Genomic DNA, 23,866 nt, shown 5'->3' on the forward strand with positions numbered 1-23,866 from the left:
GATCAACCCTGCCACTTACCGCCTTCAACAATCACACTCTCAGGCTTGGTGTCATCGCTCAGCTCTTTACGCACATATTGGTCGTACAGCTTGAGCAGGAACTTCTCCTCGCCCAACTTCGCCAGCTCGGTATTCACCCAGTCGCGCAGTTCGATGTTGCCCTTCTTCACCGCCGGTGCAATCGGTGCTTCATCACCGAGTTTCTCTTCCAGCACGCGGTAGCCCGGGTTCTGCTTGGCCCAGCTGAACAGCACCAGGTTGTCTTGCGCGTACGCATCGCCACGGCCAGCCGACAGCGCTTGCAGCGACTCGGAGTTTTTCTCGAACTTGAGCAGTTTCCAGTCCGGGTGGTTTTTGGTCAGCCAGATATCGGCGGTGGTGCCGGTGGTGACGATGGTGGTGCGGGTGGCCAGGTCATCCAGGCTTTTCACCGAGCTGTCCTGCGGCACCAAAGCCTGTACCGCCACTTTCAGGTTGGGATTGGTGAAGTCCACTGCTTCCTTGCGCTCCGGCGTTACCGTCATGTTGGCAAGGATCAGGTCGACCTTGTCGCTCTGCAGGAACGGAATACGGCTGGCCGGTTCGACGGCGACAAACTCGACCTTGTTTTCATCGCCCAGCAAATCCTTGGCGAATTGGCGGCCGATATCCGTATCAAAGCCGACGTAACGACCGGCTTCGTTCACAAAACCGAACGGTGGCTTGTCGGTAAACACGCCGACGATCAGCTTGTCGCGCGCCTTGATCTTGTCGATGTAGCTGGCAGCAGCGACGGGTTTGGCAGGCTCTTCGGCCTTTTTATCGCAACCGGCCAGTAAGGCGACGGCCAACAGTGGCAGCAGTAGTTTTTTCATATCAGCTCCAATTCCTTGGTCTTTTTGGGCAGTGTTGAAACAAAGGAGAACTTCTCCAGAAACTGCTGCGCGCGTGCGGTTTGCGGGTTCGTAAAGAATTCTTCGGGGGTGTTGTGTTCGAGGATGCGACCGGCCTCCATGAACACCACGCGGTCAGCGACGGCGCGGGCGAAGGCCATTTCATGGGTGACGATCAACAAGGTCATGCCGTCGCGGGCCAGGCCCTGAATCACTTCCAGCACTTCCTTGACCATTTCCGGGTCGAGGGCGGCGGTGACTTCGTCAAACAGCATCACTTGCGGGTTCATGCACAGCGAACGGACGATGGCGATGCGTTGCTGCTGACCACCGGACAACTGGCGAGGGAAGGCGTCGCGCTTGTTGGCCAGGCCAACGCGTTCGAGTAATTTTTCCGCTTGGGCACGGGCTTCGCGAGGCGCGCGTTTTTGCACTTTCAGCGGGCCGAGCAGGATGTTGTCGAGCACGCTCATGTGCGGGAACAGGTGGTAACTCTGGAACACCATGCCCACGTCCTGGCGCACCTGGCGCCAATCGGTATTTTTATCCAGCAGCTCCTTGCCGGCAAAACGCAGGCTGCCGCTGTGCGCCACTTCCAGGCCGTTGAGGCAGCGCAGCAAGGTGCTTTTGCCGCAGCCGCTGGGGCCGAGGATCACCACCACTTCGCCGCTTTGCACGCTCAGGTCGATGCCCTTGAGCACCTGCTGCTCGCCGAAGAATTTGTTGAAACCCTGGAACTCGATCAATGCGCTCATGCTTGGGCCCAGCGCCGTTCCAGCACCTTGGAGGCGGCTGACAACGGGTAGCAGATAAAGAAGAAAAACAGGAACAGCACGCCGTAGATCAGTACTGACTCATAGGTGCGCTCGATGATTTGCTGGCCGACCTTGATCACGTCCACCACGCCGATCAGCACCGCCAGCGAGCTGGTCTTGATGATGCGCGTGTAGACGTTGATGGTTGGCGGCGTCATGCGCTTGAGGGCTTGGGGCAGCAACACGTAGCCGTACAGCTGCGGGTCGGACAGACCAATCGACAACCCGGCCTCGCGCTGGCCACGCGGCAGCGAGTGCAGCGCGCCCCGTACCACTTCGCCGACCTCGCTGGCGCCCCACAACGACAGCACCAGCACCGCGCACCAGAAACTCGGAATGCTCAGGCCGAAGAAAATCGGCAAACCGAAAAACAGCAGGTACAACCACACCAGCACCGGAATCGCCCGGAACAGCTCCAGGTACACCCGCAGCACCGCGTTGATCAGCGTGTTATTCAGCGTGCGCAGCACGCCGTACAGCACGCCGCCGACGGTACTGAAGGCGATGCTCAGGAAAGAAATCGACAGCGTCTGCGCAGCGCCCTTGCCCAGTTGCGGCAACGACACCCACAACAACTCAAGACCCGAACTGGCCATGCTGGAGCCTCCTTTCCAGGCGGCTGAGCAGCAGCGACAGCGGCAAAAACAACAACACGCAGATCAGCGTCAGCACGGCGAGCATTTCGTAGGTTTTGTAGTAGAGCGCGATGTAGCTCTTGGTGGTGTAGAGAATCTCCGGCACCGCCACGGCCGAGACCACCGTGGTCTCCTTGAGCAGGAAGATGAAATTGGCGAACAGCGCCGGCAGGCTGAGGATGCCGGCCTGAGGCAGGATCACATGGCGCAGCAGCTGCCAGTCGGACAGGCCGATGGACTTGCCCGACTCGATCTGCGCCAGCGGCACCGCCTCCACACCGGCGCGCAGCACTTCGGTGAGGTAGGCGCCGCCGAGGAAGGTCATGGTGATGATCGCCGCCCAGAACCCGGAGATATTGAACCCCAGCGCCGGCAAGGCGAAGTACACGAAGAACAGTTGAATCAGCAGCGGCGTGTTGCGCGCCAGCTCCACATACAGCGCCACCAGGCGCGACAGGTACGGCGTGCGAAACACCAGCAGCGCTGCGTTGATCAGTGCCACCAGCAACGAGGTGGCAATGGCGACCAGGCCCACTTGCAGCGTCACCCCCACGGCGCTGAGAAACGCCGGCAAGGTGCTGAGGATAAAAGCGAAATCGAAGGTCATCTTGAGTCCATGACGCCGCAAGGGTAATGCAGCGGGCGCAGTCCGGTCCGGCGTGGGTAACGCCGGGTAGCGCGAACTCTAAAGGTATAAAAATTAAAATTTAAATACCCAAATAGCATATTGATATCACCCAAAAAGATAACCGCCGGATTCGCGGGTTGTCCGGGTGACGGCTATGGTTGGGGGGTCTGAGATTCGAGGGATTGAACCATGAACGAAGTGAAGCCGATTGATCCGCAGGAGCTGGTGAAGTGGCTGATGGCGTTGCGCCGGGCGGTCAACACAAAAAACATGTAAGCCTGCGCAAATCAAATGTGGGAGGGGGCTTGCCCCCGATAGCGGTATGTCAGCCACAGATGCATTGACTGAACCACTGCTATCGGGGGCAAGCCCCCTCCCACATTTATTGCATTCCAAATTCCAGGCATAAAAAAACGCCGACGCTATGTGAGCCGTCGGCGTTCAAACCTTGAAGGGGGTTTGGTTTACATCAGAACGCCGGTACGACAGCGCCTTTGTACTTGGAATCGATGAACGCTTTGACTTCAGGGCTGGTCAGGGCCTTGGCCAGCTTCTGGATAGCGTCGCTGTCCTTGTTGTCCGGGCGTGCCACCAGGAAGTTCACGTACGGCGACTTGGCGTCTTCGATGATCAGCGCGTCTTTGGCTGGGTTCAGGCCAGCTTCCAAGGCGTAGTTGGTGTTGATCAAGTCCAGGTCAACCTGGTCGAGCACGCGTGGCAACAGCGCCGATTCCAGCTCCTTGAATTTCAGGTGTTTCGGGTTGCTGGCGATGTCTTTCGGCGTGGCCAGGGCGTTGCTTGGGTCTTTGAGGGTGATCACACCGGCTTTTTGCAGCAGCAACAGGGCGCGGCCGCTGTTGGAGCCTTCGTTCGGGATGGCCACGGTGGCGCCATCTTTGAGCTCGGAAATATTCTTGATCTTCTTCGAGTAACCGCCGAAAGGTTCAACGTGCACGCCGACCACAGTGACCAGGTTGGTGCCCTTGCCCTTGTTGAAGTTTTCCAGGTACGGCAGGGTCTGGAAGTAGTTGGCGTCCAGACGCTTTTCAGCCACTTGCACGTTCGGTTGCACGTAGTCGGTGAATACTTTGATCTCCAGGTCTACGCCTTCTTTGGCCAGGGTCGGTTTGACCAGCTCAAGGATCTCGGCGTGCGGGATCGGCGTGGCGGCAACCACCAGTTTCTCGTTGGCCTGGGCGAAGCTTGCAGTCAGGGCAGCCGCCAGTGCGGTAAACAACAGAACCTTTTTCATGCAGTGTCCTTATCGAAATTCCGGGGCGTCTCTGACGACCGTTTTTATGGTGTGCCAGCGAAGTGCTATCGCGGCGTGGAGTGGACAATACCTATATTTTTTATTCCCGAACAATATCTTTTATTCACTTTGATATTCCATTTTGCTCATGTAGCTGCTGTTCATTTAGAAAGCTGAGCAAGGTTTGCCGCTCGGCGGCGCTGGCACTCGCGAAGATCCGCCGCACCTGTTCCAGTGGCGAGCCCGCCACCGGCAGGTTGAGATGTTCGGGCAAAATCTCATCACCACTGCTCACCAGCAACGCAAAGTGAATAACGTTTTCCAGCTCGCGGGTATTGCCCGGCCAGCTGTGGAGTTCCAACACACGCTGGGCGGCATCACTGATCAGCGGCACCGGCAGGTCCAGGCGCTGGCTGTAGATGCCGAGAAAATATTCAGCCAGCGACAGAATGTCGCCGACGCGCTCGCGCAGCGCGGGCAGGTCGAGCTGGCCTTCACTCAAATAATGGAACAGACGTTCGTGAAACTTGCCCGCCGCCACGGCCTGGGCCAAGTCGATGCTGGTCGCCGCAACCAGGCGCACATCCACCGGGCTGGGCTGGTGGGCGCCAACGCGGGTGACTTCGTGATTTTCCAGGGCGGCGAGCAATTTCACCTGGATCGGCAACGGCAAGTCGCCGATCTCATCCAGGTACAAGGTGCCGCCGTTGGCCGACCCGAACCACCCGGCCCGACTGCTCGCCGCGCCGCTGTGGCTGCCGGCCGCGTAGCCAAACAGTTCGGCATCGGCGTAAGTGGGGCTGATCGCGCCGCAGTTGACCGAGACAAACAACCCGGTGCGGTCGCTGCCACGGTGAATATGCCGCGCCAGCAGCTCCTTGCCGCTGCCGGTCTCACCGCGAATCAACACCGGCAAGGCGCGCGGCGCCAGGCTTTCCAAGTCTTCACGCAATTGGCGCGAGCGCGGGTCGACAAACACCAGGGCCTTGGCCCGGATGCTCAGCGGGCTTTTTTCGGCGTCGGGGAAGGTCAGCAAGGGCTGGCCGAAGGTTTCATGCAGACTCATGGCAGGCTCCCGCCCCAAATCCACTCAGGGACGGGGCGTTGAAAAATGTTCAGGCAGTACGCCGGGCGTGGTGCTCAAGGCGGTTTTGCAGGCGATAGAGGTAGGCGAAGCCCTGCTCCCAACGCTGGTGGCCGGACTTCACATTAATATGGCCGGCGCCGGACAGAATCCCGGCCTCCGCGCCCCAATTGCGCGCCAGTTCCAGGGCCCGCGGGGCGCTGACCGCGCTGTCGTTGTCGGAGCTGACCACTTGGCTGGGAAACGGCAGCAGGTCGCTCGGGATCGGCGCGAAGTTGCGCAACGCCGGTGAACAGGCCGGGCGTTCGACATCCGCCGGAGCCACCAGCAAAGCGCCGCGGACCTGACGCAAAAAGTGCACCGGCGCAGTGGCGGCCCAATGCGCGACGGTGATGCAGCCCAGGCTATGGGCGATCAGGATCACGGGAGTGCTGTCGGCGGCGATGGCCTCGGCGAGTGCGGCCACCCAGTCTTCGCGACGCGGCGTCAGCCAATCGGCCTGTTCCACCCGCGCGCTGTTGGGCAGGCTGTTCTGCCAATGGGTTTGCCAATGATCTTCTGGCGATCCTTGCCAGCCCGGCACGATCAGATAACGAATCGACTCGCTGTGCATGGGTGTGCCCTCCTGCAGCGTTTAACGTTGCTGACCAGTATAGGGATGGGGGTTATATTCGTTAAGGAATAAGAAGCTATTTATTAATAACCAAAATCTCAAACCCATCGCAGATCAAAATGTGGGAGCGGGCTTGCTCGCGAATGCGGTGCATCAGTCGGCGCATCTGCTACTGACCCACCGTATTCGCGAGCAAGCCCGCTCCCACATAGACCTCATTTCACATCGAGCTTCAACGGAATTCCAGGCAAAAAAAAGGCCGCACCCTGCCAAGGAAACGGCCAAAAAATTGTCGAGGCATTTGAAACTAACGTGCAGTAATCACCGACAACTTGGTAATCCCCGCGCGTTCGATAGACGCCATGGCTCGCGCCACTTCGCCGTAGTTCACTCCATTGTCAGCCTGCAGTTGCACCCGCACATCGGGGTCCTTGGCCTTGGCCGCCTGCAGGTTGAACTCCAGCAGGTCCGGCTGGATTTCGTCCTTGTTGATAAACAGTTTGCCGGCGCCGTCGATACTCACCACCAGCGGGTCCTTTTGCTCAACCGGCGCCACGGCTTGGGTCTTGGGCAGGTTGATCGGAATCGCGTTGGTCAACAGCGGCGCAGTGACGATAAACACCACCAGCAGCACCAGCATCACGTCCACCAGCGGCGTCACGTTGATCTCGCTCAGCACCTCGTCACTGTCTTGTGTGGAAAAGGCCATCTCAGGACGCCTCCTTCACTTTCTGCGGGTTGCCGGCCGCGCTTTTGGTCAGCGCAGGGTGCAGCAGCACGCGGAAGGCGTTTTTCTGCGCCAGGTTGTAGAAGTCGTGGGCAAAGTCATCCAGGTCAGCAGCCGTCAGCTTCAGGCGGCGCAGGAAATAGTTGTAGACCAGCACCGCCGGCACCGCGACGGCGATCCCCACACCGGTGGCCACCAGCGCCGCACCAATCGGGCCGGCCACGGTTTCCAGGCTGGCGGAGCCGGCGGCGCTGATGCCTTTCAACGCTTCCATGATCCCCCACACGGTGCCGAACAGGCCGATAAACGGCGAGGTGCTGCCGATACTGGCGACCACGGCCAGGCCGGTTTCCAGCGAGCGACGCTCACGCACGATCTGCTGACGCAGGGCGCGTTCGAGGCGGTCCTGGTGGTTGATGGCCTGGCTCAGGTCCGCGGCGTGTGGCGCGTCACCGACCTGGATCGCCGCGTAACCGGCCTGGGCCACGCGCGCTGCGGCACCGGGCTGGGTTTCGGCCAGTTCAGCAGCCGAGTCGAGACTCGACGCCGTCCAGAACTGTTTGTGGAATTTGCGATCCTGGGCCTTGAGGCGACCGAACTGCACGCCCTTGAGCAAGGCGAAGCCCCAGGTGGCGACCGAAAAGGCCACCAGCAGCCAGATCACCGCGCTTTCGATGGATTCAACTGGAGATGCTAATGCCATGATGTTTTCCCTCTGTGCAGGTCGCGGCGTGTCCAACACACCGCTGCAGAATAGTTAGTGAATCTTGAAATCGATCGGTACGCTGACCCAGCCGTCCTGAGCCACATCGCCCTGCTTGGCCGGCACGAAGCTCCAACGCTTCACGGCGGTCAGTGCGGCGTCATCGAGTTGCTGGCGACCACTGCTTTTCTGGATCTGAATCTCGCCCGGCTTGCCGCTGGCCAACACATGCACCCTGAGCAACACCGTGCCTTCCCAACCGCGACGCTGGGCCAGTGACGGGTACTCCGGCGCCGGGTTCTTCAGGTACGCGGCGTTAGCCGAAGCGGGTGTAACCGGGGCCGGCGACGGTGGCGCGACTGGCGCGGGCGGTGCAGGTGGCGCCGGCGTAGGTGGCGCGGGCGGTTGCTCGACCGGTTTGGGTGCAGGCTTGGGCTCGGGCTTGGGCACCGGTTTGGGTTTAGGCTTGGGAATCGGTTTTGGCGGCGCCGGCTTGGCAGCCAACTCATCCACCACCGGCGGCGGTGGCTCGACCACAGTTGGCGGTGGCGGCGGCACGGGCGGTGGCGGTTCAACCACCGGCGGTGCCGGCTGGGAAAATTCGATCGTCATCGGCGGGATTTCCGGCGGCACAATCGGCAATACCGGCGTCGGCTTCTGGCTCACCCAATAGATCACCGCGCCGTGCAGCGCCAACACCAGTAAGCCGAGCAGCAGCCCTTCGCGACGGCTCGAGAAGCGCTTCGGGGTTTTCTGCAAACGCAACTGCCCCAACGGCGCCCGATGCGGCCGGCCAAGGTCGACCAACTCACCACCCGGTGCCAGGCGCCATTGCGCCTCGGGTGCACTGGCGGCGGTCTGGACATTGCCCATTGATTCACTCCCTACGGTCTTCACACAAAAAAACCGACAGGCCTGCCTTGGCGGCCGTCGAGGGCTGAATCATCGGGGCCAGACGCTTATCTCTTAAAGTAATCTTTAAAGTTATACATAGATCTAAATTGAATATGAGAAACATCCTGAAACGCCAAAGCCACGGCGTGCGCGGCCTGTGGCGAAGGTGCTGTTTTTCGATGCTTTTCAGGCATAAAAAATATTCAGTGAAGGCATCGATTGTGGCGGGTGGGCTTGCCCCGCGTTGGATTGCGCAGCAGACCCAGTGGGAGATAACGCGCTGTCAGGCATATCGGTTTGGCAGGTTTTGGGGCGGCTACGCAGCCCAACGCGGGGCAAGCCCGCTCGCCACGAACGCGGCGCTCGGCGACAGCTTTACGCTGGGCTGTTGGCGCATAACTCGAGCAATTGACGTTGCAACGTCTGCCCGGCTGCGCCCAACCCGCTGCGGCCGTATAACGCCAGGCGCACGCCTTGCACCGTGGGCAACCCACTGTCCTCGCCGAGCACCACGTGCCCAGGCTGCACCACCCGGCGTGGTAACAGGCTGATACCGAGCCCCGCCGCCACTGCCGAACACACACTGGCCAGGCCGGCGCTGGAATAGCCGATGCGCCAGCGCCAGCCACCCACTTCCAGGTGATGCAGCATTTCATTGCGATACAACCCGCCCACCGGAAACGCCACCAAGGGCAACGGGTCGCGGCCCAGGGACGGCATGCTGCGGCTGTCGACCCAGCACAGCGGCTCCGGCCACGACGCCAGGCAGTCGTCGCTGTCACCCATTTGCTTGACCAGCAACACGTCGAACTCACCTGCACGGTATTGACGCTGCAGCTCCGGGCCGAGGCCGCTGGTGACTTCCAGGCGCACGCGCGGGTAGGCCACCACAAACGACGACAGCAACGGCATCAGCCGTTCAGCGGCAAAGTCCTCTGGCACACCCAGGCGCAGCACGCCGTCGCTTTGCTGAGTGATCAGCACGTCGGCAGCCTCTTCATGCAGCGCGAGGATGCGCCGCGCGTACGCCAGCAAGCGCTCACCCTCGGCGGTGGCCACCACGCGGCGCTGATCGCGGTCGAGCAACTGGCACGCCACGGCCTCTTCCAGGCGGCGAATCTGCTGGCTCACGGTGGACTGGGTCACGTGCAGGCGCTCGGCCGCGCGGGTGAAATTGCCGCAATCCACCACGGCGACAAAACTGCGTAACAACACGGGGTCGAACATGGCGCTTCACCATTGCGTTTGCCACTGATTGGCATGGTTATATTTAATTTCAGAATACCTCGCGAGCTGCCCATACTTCCTGCCTCTTTTGCACACCGAAAAGGTCCTGCATGCCGCTCAACCCTTCATTCATGAGCAGACTCGCCGGTTGGGGCCTGCTGGTCGTCCTCGGCCTGAACCTACGGCCGATCCTCAGTTCCATCAGCCCGTTGCTCGGCGAGATTCGCCAGGCCACGGGCCTGAGTTTCCAGAGCAGCGCCCTGCTTACCAGCCTGCCGGTGGTGTGCATGGGCCTGGTGGCGCTGGTCGGCGTACGCGTGGAGGCGCGACTGGGCGAGCGGCGCGGTATCGCTTTGGGCTTGATGATGATTCTGCTGGCGTGCCTGGCGCGCTGGTTGATGGGCCAGGCGTCGGCGTTGCTGGTCACGGCCTTGCTCGGCGGCGCCGGTGTGGCGCTGATTCAGGCGTTGGTGCCGGCGATGATCAAGCGTGAATTCCATCACCGGGTGCCGGTGGCGATGGGTGTGTATTCAGCGTCGTTGATGGCCGGCGGCGGGCTGGCCGCACTGCTCAGCCCGGTGGTGGCCACGCATTTCCAGCAATGGCAGGCGGGGTTGGGCGTGTGGCTGCTGCCGGCGCTGGGGGCGTTGCTGTTGTGGGCCTGGTTGCCGTTGGGTGCGCCGCGCAATCCTCACATGGCGCCCGCATTCAAAGGCCTGCGCAATCGTCGCGCGTGGCTGCTGGCGCTGTATTTCGGTTTGGTGAACTGCGGCTACATGAGCATGGTGGCGTGGCTGCCTGCGTACTATCAGCAACTGGGCTGGGGCGTGTTGCCGAGCGGTTCGTTGCTGGCCTTTATGACCATCTTCCAGGTGATCGCCGCGCTGCTGATGCCGGTGCTGGCGCAACGCGGTGTCGACCGTCGTCCGTTGCTGGGCATCAGCCTGTTGGCGCAAACCATCGGCTATCTGGGCCTGATCATCGCGCCGCTGGACTATCCGCACCTGTGGGTGGCGCTGTGCGGCTTCGGCCTGGGCGCGTGTTTCGCCCTGAGCCTGCTGCTGACCCTCGACCATCACCGCGACCCACGCCAAGCCGGGCAACTGGCCGCCTTCGTGCAAGGCGTGGGCTTTCTGATCAACGCGGTTTCACCGTGGCTCACCGGCTGGCTGCGCCAACTCACCGGCGGCTTTGTCAGCGCCTGGGTGGTGCTGACGGTGACCGCGGTGGCGATGCTGCTGGTGACACGGGTGTTCAGCCCGGCCACCTATCGCGCCGCGCCCGCTCTATAGATATGCATTTAAGATCTAATCTAAACAATAATGCTTCATTGACGGAATAAGGAGTCACCTTAAAATCGGCGTTCTTTCACAGGACTCCGGGCACACCATGGACCTTCGCCAACTGCGCTACTTCATCGCTCTTAACGAGCACCGCAGTTTCGTGCGCGCCGCCGACGCCATGGGCATCACCCAACCCGCCTTCAGCCGCAGCATCCAGGCCCTGGAACAGGAATTCGGTTGCGTGCTGGTGGACCGCGCCCACAAAGAACTGCGCCCCACCCCGGAAGGCCAGGTGGTACTGCAACACGCGCTGAGCCTGGTGCAAGGCGCGGCGCTGCTTAGCCATGAAGTCACGCGCATGACCAAGCTCGATGCCGGCGAAGTGCGGTTTGGCAGCGATGCGGTGGCGGCCGTCAACTTGGTGCCCGAGGCGCTGGCACGCTTTATCGGCGTCTACCCCAAGGTCCGCAGTGTGTTGCAGGTAGCTAACTGGGAACACCTCGGGCGCAGCCTGAGTCGCAAAGAAATCGAATTTTTTATCGCCGATGTGCGCCATTTCGAAGCCGACCCTAACTTCCACACCCAAGCCCTGAGGCCTCGGCGCAGCGTCTTTTTCTGCCGCGACGGGCACCCGCTGCTGGCCAAGGACAGCCTGTCCACCAACGACCTGTTCGACTACCCGCTGGCCACGCCGTTGATCGCACCCGGCATTCGCAAACTGCTGGCCAACCTGAGCGGACGCATCGACTTCAGTCCTGCCATCGAACTTGAGCAGTTCGCAGCGCTGACCCACATCGTGCGCCACTCCGACGCCATAGGCCTGGGCACTGAAGAGGCCTTCGTCGACGCGTTCGCCCGAGGCGACTTGCAGGTGCTGCACTGGCGCAACCTGCCGCACGCCCTGGACAATTTGAACAACCGCAGCGGGGTGATCAGCCGCGCTGGGGTGCGTTTGTCGCCTGCGGCGAAGGCGCTGACCGAAACCCTTCTTGCGGTGGAAAGCCAAGGCGGTTGGCCCGCGCAAAGGTGCCGAAATCGTTGAAGCGCACGCCCATCTCGCGCATCACCTTGTGCGCCACCCTGGCGGTCATCTGACGGATGTAAAACGGCTCTTTCACCACAAAATGGTGGATGCCATGGGTGCTGCCGAAGTTGAAGCAAAAGGCTTGCAGCGGCCACATCCACCACGGGTTGAGCACCTGGGTTTGCTGGATCACATTGCCCAGCTCCACATCACCGTAGTAGTGCATGTTGGAGCTGACAAAGTGTAGGCAGAAGGTGCGCAGCACGTTGGGGCCAATGATCACCACCGCGGCGATGTCGATCACTTGCATCACCTGCAAGGTGCCGGCTGACCAGGCGATCGGCGCGCCCATCAGGCTGGCGACGCCATTGGCCGCATGAAAGCCCAAAAACACATACCACGCGCCCCAATGCAGCAGCGCCAAGGGCGCGTACACCAACAGCGAGCGCTTGAGGATGTTGAATTTGTGCTTCCAGGTCCTGGCGCGCAGCATGCGGATGAACGCCGACATGAGGTTGTCACCCACCATAAGCAACCGCGCCAGGCCCCACGGCTCGCCATTGGTGATGGCGCGTTCTTCCATATCGGTCTCGGTGCCGGACACCTTATGGTGATTGAGGTGCAGATGCCGGCGTATCCACGGGTTGATGGTGCTCGGGCGCGCCAGCCATACCAGGCCCATCATCAGGTTGTGGGGCAGGCGTTGCTTGCGAAAGTACATGCTGTGGATCAGGTCGTGTTCCAGCTCGTGGGTCAGCGAGGCGAGGAAGGCATTGAGCAACAGGCATACCCACCACGCCATGTGGCCGGTGATGTAGAGCGCCGCCGAGCCGAGCATGCCCAGCAAGGCAAACGCCAGAATGCCCGCGCCCAGGGCGTCCTGGTGCCGCAGCCAGGGGTGCTGCTGGCGTAATCTGGCCCCCTCGGCGAGCACCACGTCACGGATATGCGCTGAACGCTGTTGTGCGTTCATCTGCTGGGGACTTGCAGAAGTACCGTCCATGCTTCCATCCTCTTGGTTATTGATTGATGCATCCTGGCCCAAGCGGTGCGCCAGGGCATCAGCCCCACACGCCAACCTGTTGACCGCAAGCGCCAATCGCCATGCCCGAAGCCACTTCCCTCGCCAGCTGGACCCGCGCCCTGCGCAAGCAGCTCGACGCCCTGGACCTCGACAGCGCCGCCCTGTGCGCGCAAGCCGGGCTCGACCCGCAGCAGATGGACGACCCCAACGCGCGCTATCCGTTGTCGGCCACCACGCGGTTATGGGCACTGGCCGTGCAGGCCAGCGGCGACCCGGCCATCGGCTTGCGGGTGTCGCGGTTTGTCAGCCCGACCACCTTTCATGCGCTGGGTTACGCGTTGGTGGCCAGCGGCAGCCTGCGCGAGGTGTTCGAGCGGATTGTGCGTTATCACCAAGTGGTCAGCGATGCCCTGACGCTGGAGCTTAGCCGAGAGGGCGAGCGCTATTGCTTTCGCCTGCTGCAACCCGTCGGCAGCCCGGCACCGGCGCTGGAAGCGATTGATGCGTTTGCAGCGATCTATGTGCGCACCTGCCGAAATCGGCTCGGCCGTGACTACGCGCCGCTGGCGGTGTACCTGCAGCGCCCGGAGCCGGCCGACCCCACGCCGTGGCACACGGTGTTTCGCGCACCGGTGTTCTTTGGCGCTGAGGAAGACCGCCTGGAGTTTGCCGCGCGGGACTTCGACAGCCACCTGGATGACGCCAACCCGGAGTTGGCCGAACACAATGAAACCGTGCTCAAACGCACCCTCGCCCAGCTGCAACCGCTGACCTGGGAGCGCAAGGTGCGCGCGGCCATCGAGGCGCAATTGCCGGAGGGTGAGCCGAGTGCCGAACGGATCGCCCAGGCGTTGCATTTGAGTTTGCGCAGCTTGCAACGGCATCTGGCCGATGAAGGCTGCCGGTTTGACGCGTTGCTCAATGAATGTCGGGAGAATCTCGCGCTGCTGCACTTGCGGGATCCGCAGTGCTCATTGGCCGAGATCAGCCACTTGCTTGGGTTTGCCGATACCAGCAGTTTCAATCGGGCGTTCAAGCGCTGGACGGGGATGACGCCGGGGCAGTTTCGAGATGGGTTGCGCTAGGTAGGACCCCTTCGGGGGCAAGCCCCCTCCCGCATTTTGATGTGTGAATGCAGTCAAAGGTGGGAGCGGGCTTGCTCGCGAAGGCGGTGGATCAGGCCATGCACATCCTGGATCAATCAGCGCCCACGATCGCGGCGCAGTAACTTTCTTGCCCGCGCCGCCAGCGCCTTGGCATCAAAGGGCTTGAGCAAATAATCATCTTCATGCAATTCCAACCCGCGCAGCCGGTCTTCAATCCCGCCCGGCGTGGTCAGGAACAACACCGGCGTCTCGCCCTTCAACCGAATAGCCTGCTGCAACTTCCAGGCGTTCAAGCCCGGCAACATCACATCCAGAATCACCAGCTCGTACTCGGTACTCTCCACGAAGCGCAACGCGGCCATGCCATTGGCTGCGACCTCCACGGTGTAGCCGGCCTCGTTCAAACCCCGGGCCATCCGCTGTGCCTCTTCGGTTTCATGTTCCACTAACAGCACGCGCATAACACACCTCGATTGATCAGGTTTGCAGGCTATCACCCTCAGGTCTGCGCCGCTTCACGCAAGCGATGAGCATCGAGGATTTCAATTTCCCCGTAGCCCAGGCGCACGACGCCCTGGGTCTGCAGGTCCTTGAGCAAGGCGTTGGTGGTCTGGCGTGACAGGCTCAACATCGCCGCCAGGTCTTCCTGGGGCAGTTGCAGCACACGTTTTGAGTGCTCGGTATCGCCGTAACCTTCAACGATCATCAGTAAACGGTGCGCCAGCCGCACCGAGGCCGGCATCAGGCTCAGGTGCTCGATATTGATAAAGCTCAGGCGCAGTTTCTGGCTCATCAGCAAGGCCAGGTCGCGCCAGTATTGCGGGGAGTCATCAAGGATGTTCAGCAACGCCTGCTGCGGCACCTGCAACAGCGTGCACGGCCCCACGGCGCAGGCGTCGTGGGTGCGCGGCAAGCTGTCGAACAGGCAGATTTCGCCGAACCAATACGGCCGCTCTACCAGGCTCAATAGCGCTTCCTTACCGTGTTCGTTCACCGCGCTGATGCGCAGCGTGCCGTCGAGCACCGCATACAGGCCACAGGGCGGGTCGCCGCGCTTGAACAGGTATTGCCCCGCCGCCAGCTGGCGCTGCCGGGCACTGGCCAGCAGGCTATGCTGAAAAGAGGCAGGCAAGTGGCTGAACCAATGACCGCTGGCCAGCTGCGAGCGCCATTTCTCTGTGTCCATGCGAACTCCGAAGATTGTCGCCCAGCTGACAGTCAGTCACAGGCTGGCAGGGCATGATCAAGCATCCTACAGGAGGAACAACAATGAAAAGCCTCGTCGAGCACCTCAGTCAATACGCCGCCTACCACCGCGACCCGCGCAATATCGCCAGCCACTTTGTCGGCATCCCGTTAATCGTGGTCGCCGTGGCGGTGCTGTTGTCGCGCCCCGAATGGGCCGTCGGTAGCCTGTGGATATCTCCGGCAGTGCTACTCGCGCTGTTTTCGGCATGGTTTTACTTGCGCCTGGAACTGGCGCTGGGCGTGCTGATGACGGTGTTGATGGGCCTGTCGGTGTGGGCCGGGCATGCGCTGGCGGCGCAGAGCACAGCGGTGTGGCTGGGCAGCGGCATAGGGATGTTTGTGGTGGGCTGGGCGATTCAGTTTGTCGGGCACTACTACGAAGGCAGGAAGCCGGCGTTTGTGGATGACGTGTCGGGATTGATTGTGGGGCCGTTGTTTGTGGTGGCGGAGTTGGCGTTTGTGCTGGGGTTGCGGCATGACCTCAAGGAGCAGATTGAGGCGCGATCCGGCCCGGTAGAACGCCGCGATCTAAAGCCGAGCAAGGTCTGAATGTGGGAGCTGGCTTGCCTGCGATGCAGGCACCTCGGTGTCTCAGTCACACCGCAGTGATGCTATCGCAGGCAAGCCAGCTCCCACAGGGGTCTTGCGGTGTTTTTAAGCTTTTTGCCAGACCTTGGGTTTGAAGAACAAGGTCTCGCCACGCGCCAGACCGGTCAGGCTGTCGTGGTCTTTGACCACTTCGGCCTCGATCAACTCGCTTTGGCCTTCGACCTTCAGCGTCACCCGTGTGGTAGCGCCCAACGGCCGAATATCCCGCACTTCAGCCGCGTGGTGGTCTTCCAGTTCATGGCGCGACAACGACACTTCATGCGGGCGGAACAGCACGTGCTGGTCCTCACCCAAATGCAGCCGGTTGGAATCCCCCAGGAAGTGGTACACAAAATCACTGGCCGGGTTCTCGTAGACTTCGCCCGGTGAACCAATCTGTTCGATCACGCCCTTGTTCATCACCACAATGCGGTCGGCGACTTCCATGGCCTCTTCCTGGTCGTGGGTCACGAACACCGAGGTCAGGTTGATGTCTTCGTGCAGACGCGCCAGCCAGCGGCGCAGCTCTTTACGCACCTTGGCGTCGAGGGCGCCGAACGGCTCATCCAGCAGCAACACTTTAGGCTCGACCGCCAGGGCGCGGGCCAGGGCGATACGCTGGCGCTGGCCACCGGAGAGTTGTTCCGGGTAGCGATCCGACAGCCAATCCAGCTGCACCATGTTCAGCAACTCGTGAACCTTGACCGCGATCTGGCTTTCGTTCGGGCGCTGGTTTTTCGGCTTCATGCGCAGGCCGAACGCGACGTTGTCGAACACGGTCATGTGGCGGAACAGCGCGTAGTGCTGAAACACAAAACCGACGTTGCGATCACGCACGTCGTGACCGGACACGTCTTCGCCGTGGAACACGATGCTGCCGGCATCCGGGGTTTCCAGGCCGGCAATGATGCGCAGCAAGGTGGTCTTGCCGCAGCCGGACGGGCCCAGCAACGCCACCAGCTCGCCACTCTGGATGTCCAGATTGATGCTGTTCAGGGCCTTGAAGGCGTTGAAATTCTTGCTGACATTACGGACTTCAATCGACATGACTTATTCCTCACCGGCGCTTTTGCGCAGGCGGTTGATACGGTTCTCGCTCCACTGCTTGAGCAGCAGGATGAAGAGCGCCAGGATCAGCAACAGGCTCGCGACGGCAAACGCGGCAACGTGGTTGTATTCGTTGTAGAGGATCTCGACGTGCAGCGGCAGGGTGTTGGTCACGCCGCGAATGTGGCCGGACACCACCGACACCGCGCCGAACTCACCCATCGCCCGTGCGGTACACAGCACCACACCGTAGATCAGGCCCCACTTGATGTTCGGCACGGTCACATGCCAGAACATCTGCCAGCCATTGGCACCGAGCAGGCGCGCGGCCTCTTCTTCCTGGGTACCCTGCTCCTGCATCAGCGGGATCAGTTCACGGGCCACGAACGGCACCGTCACGAAGATGGTCGCCAGCACAATGCCGGGCAAGGCGAAGACGATCTGGATGTTGTGGTCTTGCAGCCACGGACCGAAGAAGCCCTGGGCGCCGAACATCAGCACGTAGACCAGGCCGGCGATCACCGGCGATACCGAGAACGGCAGGTCGATCAGCGTGACCAGGATGCTTTTGCCACGGAACGAGTACTTGCTCACGCACCACGCCGCGCTGACGCCGAACACCACGTTGAGCGGCACCGAGATCACCACGGCGATCACCGTGAGTTTCAGCGCCGACAGCGCGTCCGGCTCGAGAATCGCGGTGAAGAACGCCCCCAGGCCATTCTTCAGGCCTTGGGACACCACGATAAACAGCGGCAGCAGCAGGAACAGGAAGAACACCAGCCAGCCGAGGCTGATCAGGATGCGTCGCGACACCGCGCTGCCACGACGGGCGGCGTTGGCCGAAGACGCGGCGGAAATAGACGATTGGGACATGTTCCGCGCCTCCTTATGGGTGTTCGATGCGCCGCTGCAGCAAGTTGATCAGCAGCAGCAAAACAAAGGAAACCACCAGCATCAGCACACCGATGGAGGTGGCGCCGTGGTAGTCGTACTGGTCGAGCTTGACCATGATCAGCAACGGCAGGATCTCGGTTTTCATCGGCATGTTGCCCGCGATGAAAATCACCGAGCCGTACTCACCGACGCCACGGGCGAAGGCCAGCGCGAAGCCGGTCAGCCAGGCGGGCAGCAACGCAGGCACGAGGATGTAGCGAAACACCTGTAATGGCTTGGCGCCGAGACACGCGGCGGCTTCTTCGATTTCCCGAGGGATATCGGCCAACACCGGCTGCACCGTGCGCACCACGAATGGCAGCGTGACGAAGGTCAGCGCCAGGGTGATGCCCAGCGGGGTGTAGGCGATTTTGAAGCCCAGGTCAGCGGCGAACTGGCCGACCAGGCCGGTGGGGGTGTAGAGCGCAGTCAGTGCGATGCCGGCAACGGCGGTGGGCAGTGCGAAGGGCAGGTCGATCATCGCATCGATGATCTTGCGGCCGGGAAAGGTGTAGCGCACCAGCACCCAGGCCAGCAGCGTACCGATCACGCCGTTGATGATGGCGGCATACAGCGCCGTGCCGAAGCTCAGTTTCAACGCCGCCAGCACACGCGGAGCGGAGATGATGTTCCAGAACTGATCCCAAGTGAGTTGAGCGGCGTGTACAAACATCGCCGCCAGGGGGATGAGTACGATCAGGCTGAGGTACACCACGGTGTAGCCCAGCGTCAGCCCGAAGCCGGGTATGACGGGGGAAATACGACGCGACATAAGAGTCCTTGGTTAGCGGGTAGATACCACTATAGGAGCGAGCTTGTGTGGGAGCTGGCTCTTCTGTGGGAGCCGGGCTTGCCCGCGATGCAGGCACCTCGGTGTGTCAGTCACACCGGGGTGATGCTATCGCAGGCAAGCCAGCTCCCACACAAGCCCGGCTCCCACAGAAAGCTGGCTCCTACAGTTTAATTTTGCTTACTGCGCCGAGTAGATCTGGTCGAACACGCCACCGTCATTGAAGAATTTCGGTTGGGCAGTTTTCCAGCCGCCGAAGTCTTTGTCGATAGTCACCAGGTCCAGTTTCGGGAACTGCTGGGCGTATTTGGCGGCGACTTTCTCATCGCGTGGGCGGTAGAAGTTCTTCGCCGCAATCTCCTGGCCAGCCGGGCTGTACAGGTGCTTGAGGTATTCGGTGGCGATTTCGGTGTTGCCCTTTTTCTCGGCGTTCTTGTCGACCACGGCCACTGGCGGCTCGGCGAGGATCGACAGCGAAGGTACAACGATGTCGAACTTGTCGGCGCCGCCTTCTTCTTTCAGTGCCAGGAAGGCTTCGTTTTCCCAGGCCAGCAACACGTCACCCTGACCGTTGTTGACGAAGGTGATGGTCGAACCGCGCGCGCCGGTGTCGAGGATCGGCACGTGCTTGAACAGCTCTTTCACGTATTCCTGGGCCTTGGCTTCGCTGCCACCGGCTTTCAGGCCATAGGCCCAGGCGGCGAGGAAGTTCCAGCGGGCGCCGCCGGAGGTTTTCGGGTTCGGGGTGATCACGGACACGTCTTTCTTGATCAGGTCGCCCCAATCCTTGATGCCTTTAGGGTTGCCCTTGCGCACCAGGAACACGATGGTCGAGGTGTAGGGCGTGCTGGCGTCCGGCAGGCGGGTTTGCCAGTTTTCCGGCAGGGTCTTGCCCAGTTTGGCGATTTCGTCGATGTCGCCGGCCAGGGCCAGGGTCACCACGTCGGCGCGCAGGCCGTCGATCACCGCTCGGCCCTGTTTGCCCGAGCCGCCGTGGGATTGCTGGATCTTGACGTTGTCGCCGGGGTGGGACTGTTTCCAGAAGGTGGTGAACTCAGCGTTGTAGTCCTGGTACAGCTCACGGGTCGGGTCATACGAGACGTTGAGCAACTCGTAGTCCTTGGCAACAGCGGAACCGGCAAACACGGCACTGGCCAGTGCGGCCAGGGCGTAACGGCGAATCGACGACATAGAAGGCTCCTGAAATTCTGGGTGTTGGCTTTTTCTTATAGTTGCGGGTCTAGCATGCGAATCGCCGTTGTTGCTCAGCTCGGTTTGTTACCCGGGTTCTGCAAACGGAATTTTTCCTTGCGTTCGATCTGTACCACTTGGGCGTTATGCACAGTGATTTCCACCGCGCCAAACCGCAGGTCGCGCAAGGCGCTCTGGATCTCACGCAAAATGGCTGCTTCGTCCTGGCCGTCGACGCTACGTAGAGATGCGCTCATGGTCTCGCTCCTGAAATGAATAGTGCCTGGCAGTGGCGGCACTGCTTGCGGCGTGAGGGCGATAGTAGATAAGCGCGGATATTCTTAAAAATACTATTTAAGAATGTTTATATAACCAGAAAGAATTTTCTGGCAGGACGTGGGGTTGCGAAGGATTTTTAGGCATCCACCCCGAAAATAAGCCGGGAACAGATCCAAATGTGGGAGCGGGCTTGCTCGCGAATGCGTTGGGTCAGCCCCACATGTATTGACTGACACTCCGCCTTCGCGAGCAAGCCCGCTCCCACATTTGACCGTATTTCAGGTTCTGATAGCAGGTGCCCGATGCCAATCAATCTCCTGTGCCGGCATCGGCCGCCCGAACCAATACCCCTGCCCCATATCGCATTCCTGCTCCAACAAGAACCGCGCCTGGTCCACTTGCTCGATGCCTTCGGCGTGCACCTGCATGCCCATGCTTTTCGCCAGGGCGATTACCACGCGCACAATCGCCGCATCGTCCTCATCCCATGGCAGCCCGGCGACAAAGCCCTGGTCGATCTTGAGCTTCTGCACCGGCAGGCGCTTGAGGCGCAGCAGTGACGAATAGCCGGTGCCAAAGTCGTCGATGGCCAGGCGCAAGCCCAGTTCACGCAGGCGGTGCAGCTGCTCAAGGGCCACTTCCGGATCATCCATCACCGCGCTCTCGGTTACTTCCAGCTCCAGGAACGCCGGATCGAGGCCGGTGGCGTGCAGCACCTGAGCGACTTGCTCGTACAGCTCGCGCCGGGCAAACAGCCGGCTGGAGACATTCACCGCGATAAAACTCAGCGGCGCGCCATCGGCCAGCCATTGGCACATCTGGCGGCAGGCCTGGTCCATGACCCAGGCGTCGATGTCGGCAATCAGCCCGGTACGTTCGGCGATGGGGATGAAATCGCCCGGTGGCACCAGACCGCGCTCCGGGTGTTGCCAGCGCACCAGCGCTTCGACGCCGATCAGGCGGCTGCCCTGCAGGTTGTGCACCGGTTGGTAATACACGCGCAGCTCGTGCTGGTCGAGGGCGCGGCGCAGTTCGCTGGCGATTTCCACACGGTTCTGCGCATGGGCGGTCAGCTCTTCGGTGTACAGCGCGTAGCTTTCGCGCCCGGCACTCTTGGCCTTGAACAGCGCGGAATCGGCATTGCGCAGCAACTGCTGGGCGCTCAGTGCATCGCTGGGGAATAAGCTGATACCGATACTGGCGCTGATAAACAGTTGGTGGCCGTCAAAGATGAACGGCTGTTTCATCGCATCGAGCATGCGCTGGGCCAGCGCGGCGGCCTGCACCACCTGTGGACAACTTTCGGCGAGCACGGCGAACTCGTCGCCGCCCAGGCGCGCCAGGGTCACGCCGGGGCCGAACAGCCCCTTGAGCCGCTCGCCGACCGCTTTGAGCAACTGGTCGCCGACGTTATGGCCGAGGCTGTCGTTGATGATCTTGAAGTGATCCAGGTCCAGCAACAGCAAGGCACAGCCGCGTTTGTGCACTTGCGCCGAGGCCAGCGCCTGCTCGGCGCGGTCGGTGAACAGCAGGCGATTGGGCAGGTCGGTGAGCGGGTCGTGATGGGCGAGGTGCGCCAGTTCGTGCTCGGAATCCTTGATCGCGCTGATATCGGAAAATACGGCGACATAATGGCTGACCTTGCCTTGGTCATCCTGGATGACGCGGATGGTTTGCCACTGTGGATAAATTTCACCGCTTTTGCGCCGATTCCAGATTTCGCCGCTCCATTCGCCGGTGCGTTCCAGCGTCTGGAACATCTGTTGATAAAAATTCGACGAATGGCGCCCGGACTTGAACAAGCTTGGTCGCTCGCCCATGACGTCTTCGCGGCGATAGCCGGTGATCTCGATAAACGCCCGATTGACGTGCACGATCAACCCTTGGGCGTCGGTGACCAGCACGCCTTCGCGGGTGCAATCGAACACGGCAGCCGCCTGGCGCAGGCGCTCGCGGTTTTCTTTCAGCGGCTGCTGCAGTTGGTGAGCACGGGCAAAACGGGCGCAAATCAGAGACAGGGTCAGCGCGCTGAGCCCCACCCAGACATAGCCGCGCACCTGCAGCCAGCGTTCCAATTCCCAAGGGTCATCGAGAAAGTCGATCAATAGATGATGGCTGAGCTGGAGCCACGCAATGGAAACCAGCAGGTATACCAGCCCCACACGCAGGGCACCTCGGTATGAAAACAGCATATGGTCAGTAATCCTTACCAAAAAACAAAATCGCCCTACAAAGGCTGCGGATTATAGAATAAGAAACATCCAGTCACTTCTATCTGAAAGGGCGGCTGGTTTTCTCTGTAGGCTTAGTGATAATGCGTGAGCTGCTTTTTTCTTTATCTGAGGGCCATACAGCCTATGTGGTACAACGGTTTTCTTGACTTGTCAGCCTGGCAACTGGTGGCAGTCACTCTGTTGATGACCCACGTGACCATCGTTGGGGTCACGGTTTATCTGCACCGCTATTCAGCCCATCGCTCCCTGGAGCTCAATGCCGGCCTGAAACACTTTTTCCGCTTCTGGCTGTGGCTGACCACGGCGCAGAACACCCGCGAGTGGACCGCCATCCACCGCAAACACCACGCCAAATGCGAAACCGTCGACGACCCGCACAGCCCGGTCGTCAAAGGCCTGTCCACCGTATTGCGCAAAGGCGCCGAGCTGTACCGCGCCGAAGCCGAAAACCCAGAGACCTTGCGCATCTACGGCAAGAACTGCCCGGACGACTGGATCGAGCGCAAGATCTATACGCCTTACCCGCTGCTGGGCGTGGCGATCATGGGCGTCATCGACCTGATGCTGTTCGGCACCATCGGCATCACCATCTGGGCGATCCAGATGATGTGGATTCCGTTCTGGGCTGCCGGCGTGATCAACGGCCTGGGGCACGCCGTGGGCTATCGCAACTTCGAATGCCGTGACGCGGCGACCAACCTGGTGCCGTGGGGCATCATCGTCGGCGGCGAAGAGCTGCACAACAATCACCACACCTATCCCAATTCGGCCAAGCTGTCGGTGAAGAAGTGGGAATTCGACCTGGGTTGGGCGTGGATCAAAGTCTTCAGCTTCCTGCGCCTGGCCAAGGTGCAGCGCGTTGCCCCCATCGCCCACCGTGTCGAAGGCAAAGGCCATCTGGACATGGACACCGCCATGGCGATCCTCAACAACCGCTTCCAGATCATGGCCCAGTACCGCAAGTTGGTGATCGGCCCGCTGGTCAAGCAAGAGCTGGAGAAGGTCGATCACTCGGTGCGTCATCAGTTCCACCGTGCCAAACGTCTGCTGTCGCGTGAAACCAGCTTGCTGGATGACCGCCACCACGTGCGTATCCAGAGCCTGCTGGAACACAGCCATGCGCTCACCGTGATCTACGAGAAGCGCCTGGCGCTGCAGCAGATCTGGCTGAAAACCAGCTCCAATGGCCACGACATGCTGGCTGCGATCAAGGAATGGGTGCACGAGGCCGAGGCCAGCGGCATTCAGTCCCTGCGCGATTTTGCCCACCAGCTGAAGACCTATTCGCTGCGTCCTGCAGCGGCCTGATCGAGCATTCACAGCCCGCTCGTGTGAGCGGGCTTGCCGTGGCAGGGCGGGTTGGCCTTGGCAGGCGGGCTCCCTGTGGCGAGCGGGCTTGCCCCGCGTTGGGCTGCGAAGCAGCCCCAATAAAAGCCACCGCATTTCTCCCGTCAAACCGCAGTGCCAGGTTTCAGGGCCGCTTCGCAGCCCAACGCGGGGCAAGCCCGCTCGCCACAACAAGCCCCTCGCCACAGCGAGCCCGCCTGCCACAGCGAGCACCCTCCCCACCGTAAAACTAATCACCAAAACCAGCCTATTCACCGCGAAAATCGGCCTACAACCGGTTTCTGACGTCATTTCTTAGTCAGCCTGTTCACGGAACTTC

Annotated in this window: 25 protein-coding genes; 5 read left to right on the forward strand and 20 right to left on the reverse strand. The window is 61.1% G+C overall.

All coding sequences use genetic code 11. The features are described from left to right. Positions 1–2 precede the first annotated feature (2 nt). The 11 genes from ACP7B3_RS17590 to ACP7B3_RS17640 form a co-directional block, all read right to left on the reverse strand. Positions 3–854 (reverse strand): transporter substrate-binding domain-containing protein, encoded by an 852-nt coding sequence (locus ACP7B3_RS17590; RefSeq protein ID WP_416364599.1) that lies wholly within the window; start codon positions 852–854, stop codon positions 3–5. Next, positions 851–1,627 (reverse strand): amino acid ABC transporter ATP-binding protein, encoded by a 777-nt coding sequence (locus ACP7B3_RS17595; RefSeq protein ID WP_426179889.1) that lies wholly within the window; start codon positions 1,625–1,627, stop codon positions 851–853. The genes ACP7B3_RS17590 and ACP7B3_RS17595 overlap by 4 nt, the downstream gene beginning before the upstream one ends. Then, complete coding sequence (locus ACP7B3_RS17600) at positions 1,624–2,283, reverse strand: amino acid ABC transporter permease (RefSeq protein WP_032884905.1); 660 nt, start codon at positions 2,281–2,283, stop codon at positions 1,624–1,626. The genes ACP7B3_RS17595 and ACP7B3_RS17600 overlap by 4 nt, the downstream gene beginning before the upstream one ends. Continuing rightward, positions 2,264–2,929, reverse strand: a complete 666-nt coding sequence (locus ACP7B3_RS17605) for an amino acid ABC transporter permease (RefSeq protein ID WP_262208162.1) — start codon at positions 2,927–2,929, stop codon at positions 2,264–2,266. Before ACP7B3_RS17605 ends, ACP7B3_RS17600 begins: the two co-directional genes overlap by 20 nt. A 490-nt stretch (positions 2,930–3,419) precedes the next feature. Then, positions 3,420–4,202: a MetQ/NlpA family ABC transporter substrate-binding protein gene (locus ACP7B3_RS17610; RefSeq protein WP_145159742.1), complete on the reverse strand. Its 783-nt coding sequence runs from the start codon at positions 4,200–4,202 to the stop codon at positions 3,420–3,422. 124 nt (positions 4,203–4,326) lie between these two features. Then, on the reverse strand, positions 4,327–5,268 hold the full coding sequence (locus tag ACP7B3_RS17615; RefSeq protein WP_242201427.1) for a sigma 54-interacting transcriptional regulator: 942 nt from the start codon (positions 5,266–5,268) through the stop codon (positions 4,327–4,329). Positions 5,269–5,317: 49 nt separating this feature from the next. Continuing rightward, entirely contained in the window at positions 5,318–5,899 is a 582-nt protein-coding gene (locus ACP7B3_RS17620) for an alpha/beta hydrolase (protein ID WP_119738240.1), read from the reverse strand. A 307-nt stretch (positions 5,900–6,206) separates the two neighbouring features. Then, positions 6,207–6,608: an ExbD/TolR family protein gene (locus ACP7B3_RS17625; protein WP_145159738.1), complete on the reverse strand. Its 402-nt coding sequence runs from the start codon at positions 6,606–6,608 to the stop codon at positions 6,207–6,209. A 1-nt stretch (position 6,609) separates the two neighbouring features. Further along, positions 6,610–7,332, reverse strand: a complete 723-nt coding sequence (locus ACP7B3_RS17630; protein WP_426179950.1) for a MotA/TolQ/ExbB proton channel family protein — start codon at positions 7,330–7,332, stop codon at positions 6,610–6,612. A gap of 51 nt (positions 7,333–7,383) precedes the next feature. Then, the gene (locus tag ACP7B3_RS17635; RefSeq protein ID WP_426179893.1) at positions 7,384–8,202 is read right to left on the reverse strand and encodes an energy transducer TonB; all 819 of its coding nucleotides are present in this window, start codon (positions 8,200–8,202) and stop codon (positions 7,384–7,386) included. A gap of 396 nt (positions 8,203–8,598) precedes the next feature. After that, positions 8,599–9,450, reverse strand: coding sequence for a LysR family transcriptional regulator (locus ACP7B3_RS17640; RefSeq protein ID WP_262208169.1), 852 nt, complete (start codon positions 9,448–9,450; stop codon positions 8,599–8,601). A gap of 110 nt (positions 9,451–9,560) precedes the next feature. On the opposite strand from ACP7B3_RS17640, the gene ACP7B3_RS17645 reads away from it, so the two are divergent. Continuing rightward, a complete protein-coding gene (locus ACP7B3_RS17645) occupies positions 9,561–10,742 on the forward strand; it encodes a CynX/NimT family MFS transporter (RefSeq protein WP_426179895.1) in 1,182 nt (393 codons plus the stop codon). Positions 10,743–10,839: 97 nt separating this feature from the next. Next, entirely contained in the window at positions 10,840–11,775 is a 936-nt protein-coding gene (locus ACP7B3_RS17650; protein ID WP_426179897.1) for a LysR family transcriptional regulator, read from the forward strand. On the opposite strand, the gene ACP7B3_RS17655 is transcribed toward ACP7B3_RS17650, so the two are convergent. After that, positions 11,666–12,760, reverse strand: a complete 1,095-nt coding sequence (locus ACP7B3_RS17655; protein WP_426179899.1) for a fatty acid desaturase — start codon at positions 12,758–12,760, stop codon at positions 11,666–11,668. The two genes, ACP7B3_RS17650 and ACP7B3_RS17655, sit on opposite strands and share 110 nt — an antisense overlap. Before the next feature lie 101 nt (positions 12,761–12,861). Between ACP7B3_RS17655 and ACP7B3_RS17660 the strand changes: the two genes are divergently transcribed. Next, on the forward strand, positions 12,862–13,866 hold the full coding sequence (locus ACP7B3_RS17660) for an AraC family transcriptional regulator (RefSeq protein ID WP_426179901.1): 1,005 nt from the start codon (positions 12,862–12,864) through the stop codon (positions 13,864–13,866). Between the two features lie 116 nt (positions 13,867–13,982). Here the strand turns inward: ACP7B3_RS17660 and ACP7B3_RS17665 are convergent, their stop codons facing one another. Together ACP7B3_RS17665 and ACP7B3_RS17670 are read right to left on the reverse strand one after the other, a co-directional pair. Next, on the reverse strand, positions 13,983–14,348 hold the full coding sequence (locus tag ACP7B3_RS17665) for a response regulator (protein ID WP_119738264.1): 366 nt from the start codon (positions 14,346–14,348) through the stop codon (positions 13,983–13,985). Positions 14,349–14,386: 38 nt separating this feature from the next. After that, positions 14,387–15,073, reverse strand: coding sequence for a Crp/Fnr family transcriptional regulator (locus ACP7B3_RS17670; RefSeq protein WP_426179904.1), 687 nt, complete (start codon positions 15,071–15,073; stop codon positions 14,387–14,389). A gap of 83 nt (positions 15,074–15,156) precedes the next feature. Here ACP7B3_RS17670 and ACP7B3_RS17675 point away from each other — a divergent pair, with 83 nt between their 5' ends. After that, positions 15,157–15,684 (forward strand): DUF962 domain-containing protein, encoded by a 528-nt coding sequence (locus ACP7B3_RS17675; protein WP_145159705.1) that lies wholly within the window; start codon positions 15,157–15,159, stop codon positions 15,682–15,684. Between the two features lie 105 nt (positions 15,685–15,789). Here the strand turns inward: ACP7B3_RS17675 and ACP7B3_RS17680 are convergent, their stop codons facing one another. The 6 genes from ACP7B3_RS17680 to dibA form a co-directional block, all read right to left on the reverse strand. Then, complete coding sequence (locus tag ACP7B3_RS17680; RefSeq protein ID WP_145159703.1) at positions 15,790–16,770, reverse strand: sulfate/molybdate ABC transporter ATP-binding protein; 981 nt, start codon at positions 16,768–16,770, stop codon at positions 15,790–15,792. A gap of 3 nt (positions 16,771–16,773) precedes the next feature. Next, positions 16,774–17,646: a sulfate ABC transporter permease subunit CysW gene (cysW, locus tag ACP7B3_RS17685; protein WP_426179907.1), complete on the reverse strand. Its 873-nt coding sequence runs from the start codon at positions 17,644–17,646 to the stop codon at positions 16,774–16,776. A gap of 13 nt (positions 17,647–17,659) precedes the next feature. Further along, the gene (gene cysT / locus ACP7B3_RS17690; protein ID WP_003218141.1) at positions 17,660–18,478 is read right to left on the reverse strand and encodes a sulfate ABC transporter permease subunit CysT; all 819 of its coding nucleotides are present in this window, start codon (positions 18,476–18,478) and stop codon (positions 17,660–17,662) included. Between the two features lie 198 nt (positions 18,479–18,676). After that, positions 18,677–19,687, reverse strand: coding sequence for a sulfate ABC transporter substrate-binding protein (locus ACP7B3_RS17695; protein ID WP_426179909.1), 1,011 nt, complete (start codon positions 19,685–19,687; stop codon positions 18,677–18,679). Positions 19,688–19,761: 74 nt separating this feature from the next. After that, positions 19,762–19,944: a sulfur starvation response protein OscA gene (gene oscA / locus ACP7B3_RS17700; protein ID WP_003170956.1), complete on the reverse strand. Its 183-nt coding sequence runs from the start codon at positions 19,942–19,944 to the stop codon at positions 19,762–19,764. Between the two features lie 300 nt (positions 19,945–20,244). Further along, on the reverse strand, positions 20,245–22,158 hold the full coding sequence (gene dibA / locus ACP7B3_RS17705; RefSeq protein ID WP_426179911.1) for a phosphodiesterase DibA: 1,914 nt from the start codon (positions 22,156–22,158) through the stop codon (positions 20,245–20,247). 165 nt (positions 22,159–22,323) lie between these two features. Here dibA and desA point away from each other — a divergent pair, with 165 nt between their 5' ends. Next, the gene (gene desA, locus ACP7B3_RS17710; protein ID WP_242201455.1) at positions 22,324–23,508 is read left to right on the forward strand and encodes a delta-9 fatty acid desaturase DesA; all 1,185 of its coding nucleotides are present in this window, start codon (positions 22,324–22,326) and stop codon (positions 23,506–23,508) included. The last annotated feature ends 358 nt before the right edge of the window (positions 23,509–23,866 follow it).

Source organism: Pseudomonas sp. TWRC1-2 (genome assembly GCF_049896685.1).
GTDB lineage: Bacteria > Pseudomonadota > Gammaproteobacteria > Pseudomonadales > Pseudomonadaceae > Aquipseudomonas.

Bases quoted from the DNA above. Each gene is read 5' to 3' on its own strand.
- ACP7B3_RS17590 (WP_416364599.1), bottom strand. From the start codon at position 854: ATGAAAAAACTACTGCTGCCACTGTTGGCCGTCGCCTTACTGGCCGGT.
- ACP7B3_RS17595 (WP_426179889.1), bottom strand. From the start codon at position 1,627: ATGAGCGCATTGATCGAGTTCCAGGGTTTCAACAAATTCTTCGGCGAG.
- ACP7B3_RS17600 (WP_032884905.1), bottom strand. From the start codon at position 2,283: ATGGCCAGTTCGGGTCTTGAGTTGTTGTGGGTGTCGTTGCCGCAACTG.
- ACP7B3_RS17605 (WP_262208162.1), bottom strand. From the start codon at position 2,929: ATGACCTTCGATTTCGCTTTTATCCTCAGCACCTTGCCGGCGTTTCTC.
- ACP7B3_RS17610 (WP_145159742.1), bottom strand. From the start codon at position 4,202: ATGAAAAAGGTTCTGTTGTTTACCGCACTGGCGGCTGCCCTGACTGCA.
- ACP7B3_RS17615 (WP_242201427.1), bottom strand. From the start codon at position 5,268: ATGAGTCTGCATGAAACCTTCGGCCAGCCCTTGCTGACCTTCCCCGAC.
- ACP7B3_RS17620 (WP_119738240.1), bottom strand. From the start codon at position 5,899: ATGCACAGCGAGTCGATTCGTTATCTGATCGTGCCGGGCTGGCAAGGA.
- ACP7B3_RS17625 (WP_145159738.1), bottom strand. From the start codon at position 6,608: ATGGCCTTTTCCACACAAGACAGTGACGAGGTGCTGAGCGAGATCAAC.
- ACP7B3_RS17635 (WP_426179893.1), bottom strand. From the start codon at position 8,202: ATGGGCAATGTCCAGACCGCCGCCAGTGCACCCGAGGCGCAATGGCGC.
- ACP7B3_RS17640 (WP_262208169.1), bottom strand. From the start codon at position 9,450: ATGTTCGACCCCGTGTTGTTACGCAGTTTTGTCGCCGTGGTGGATTGC.
- ACP7B3_RS17645 (WP_426179895.1), top strand. From the start codon at position 9,561: ATGCCGCTCAACCCTTCATTCATGAGCAGACTCGCCGGTTGGGGCCTG.
- ACP7B3_RS17650 (WP_426179897.1), top strand. From the start codon at position 10,840: ATGGACCTTCGCCAACTGCGCTACTTCATCGCTCTTAACGAGCACCGC.
- ACP7B3_RS17655 (WP_426179899.1), bottom strand. From the start codon at position 12,760: ATGGACGGTACTTCTGCAAGTCCCCAGCAGATGAACGCACAACAGCGT.
- ACP7B3_RS17660 (WP_426179901.1), top strand. From the start codon at position 12,862: ATGCCCGAAGCCACTTCCCTCGCCAGCTGGACCCGCGCCCTGCGCAAG.
- ACP7B3_RS17665 (WP_119738264.1), bottom strand. From the start codon at position 14,348: ATGCGCGTGCTGTTAGTGGAACATGAAACCGAAGAGGCACAGCGGATG.
- ACP7B3_RS17670 (WP_426179904.1), bottom strand. From the start codon at position 15,073: ATGGACACAGAGAAATGGCGCTCGCAGCTGGCCAGCGGTCATTGGTTC.
- ACP7B3_RS17675 (WP_145159705.1), top strand. From the start codon at position 15,157: ATGAAAAGCCTCGTCGAGCACCTCAGTCAATACGCCGCCTACCACCGC.
- ACP7B3_RS17680 (WP_145159703.1), bottom strand. From the start codon at position 16,770: ATGTCGATTGAAGTCCGTAATGTCAGCAAGAATTTCAACGCCTTCAAG.
- cysW (WP_426179907.1), bottom strand. From the start codon at position 17,646: ATGTCCCAATCGTCTATTTCCGCCGCGTCTTCGGCCAACGCCGCCCGT.
- cysT (WP_003218141.1), bottom strand. From the start codon at position 18,478: ATGTCGCGTCGTATTTCCCCCGTCATACCCGGCTTCGGGCTGACGCTG.
- ACP7B3_RS17695 (WP_426179909.1), bottom strand. From the start codon at position 19,687: ATGTCGTCGATTCGCCGTTACGCCCTGGCCGCACTGGCCAGTGCCGTG.
- oscA (WP_003170956.1), bottom strand. From the start codon at position 19,944: ATGAGCGCATCTCTACGTAGCGTCGACGGCCAGGACGAAGCAGCCATT.
- dibA (WP_426179911.1), bottom strand. From the start codon at position 22,158: ATGCTGTTTTCATACCGAGGTGCCCTGCGTGTGGGGCTGGTATACCTG.
- desA (WP_242201455.1), top strand. From the start codon at position 22,324: ATGTGGTACAACGGTTTTCTTGACTTGTCAGCCTGGCAACTGGTGGCA.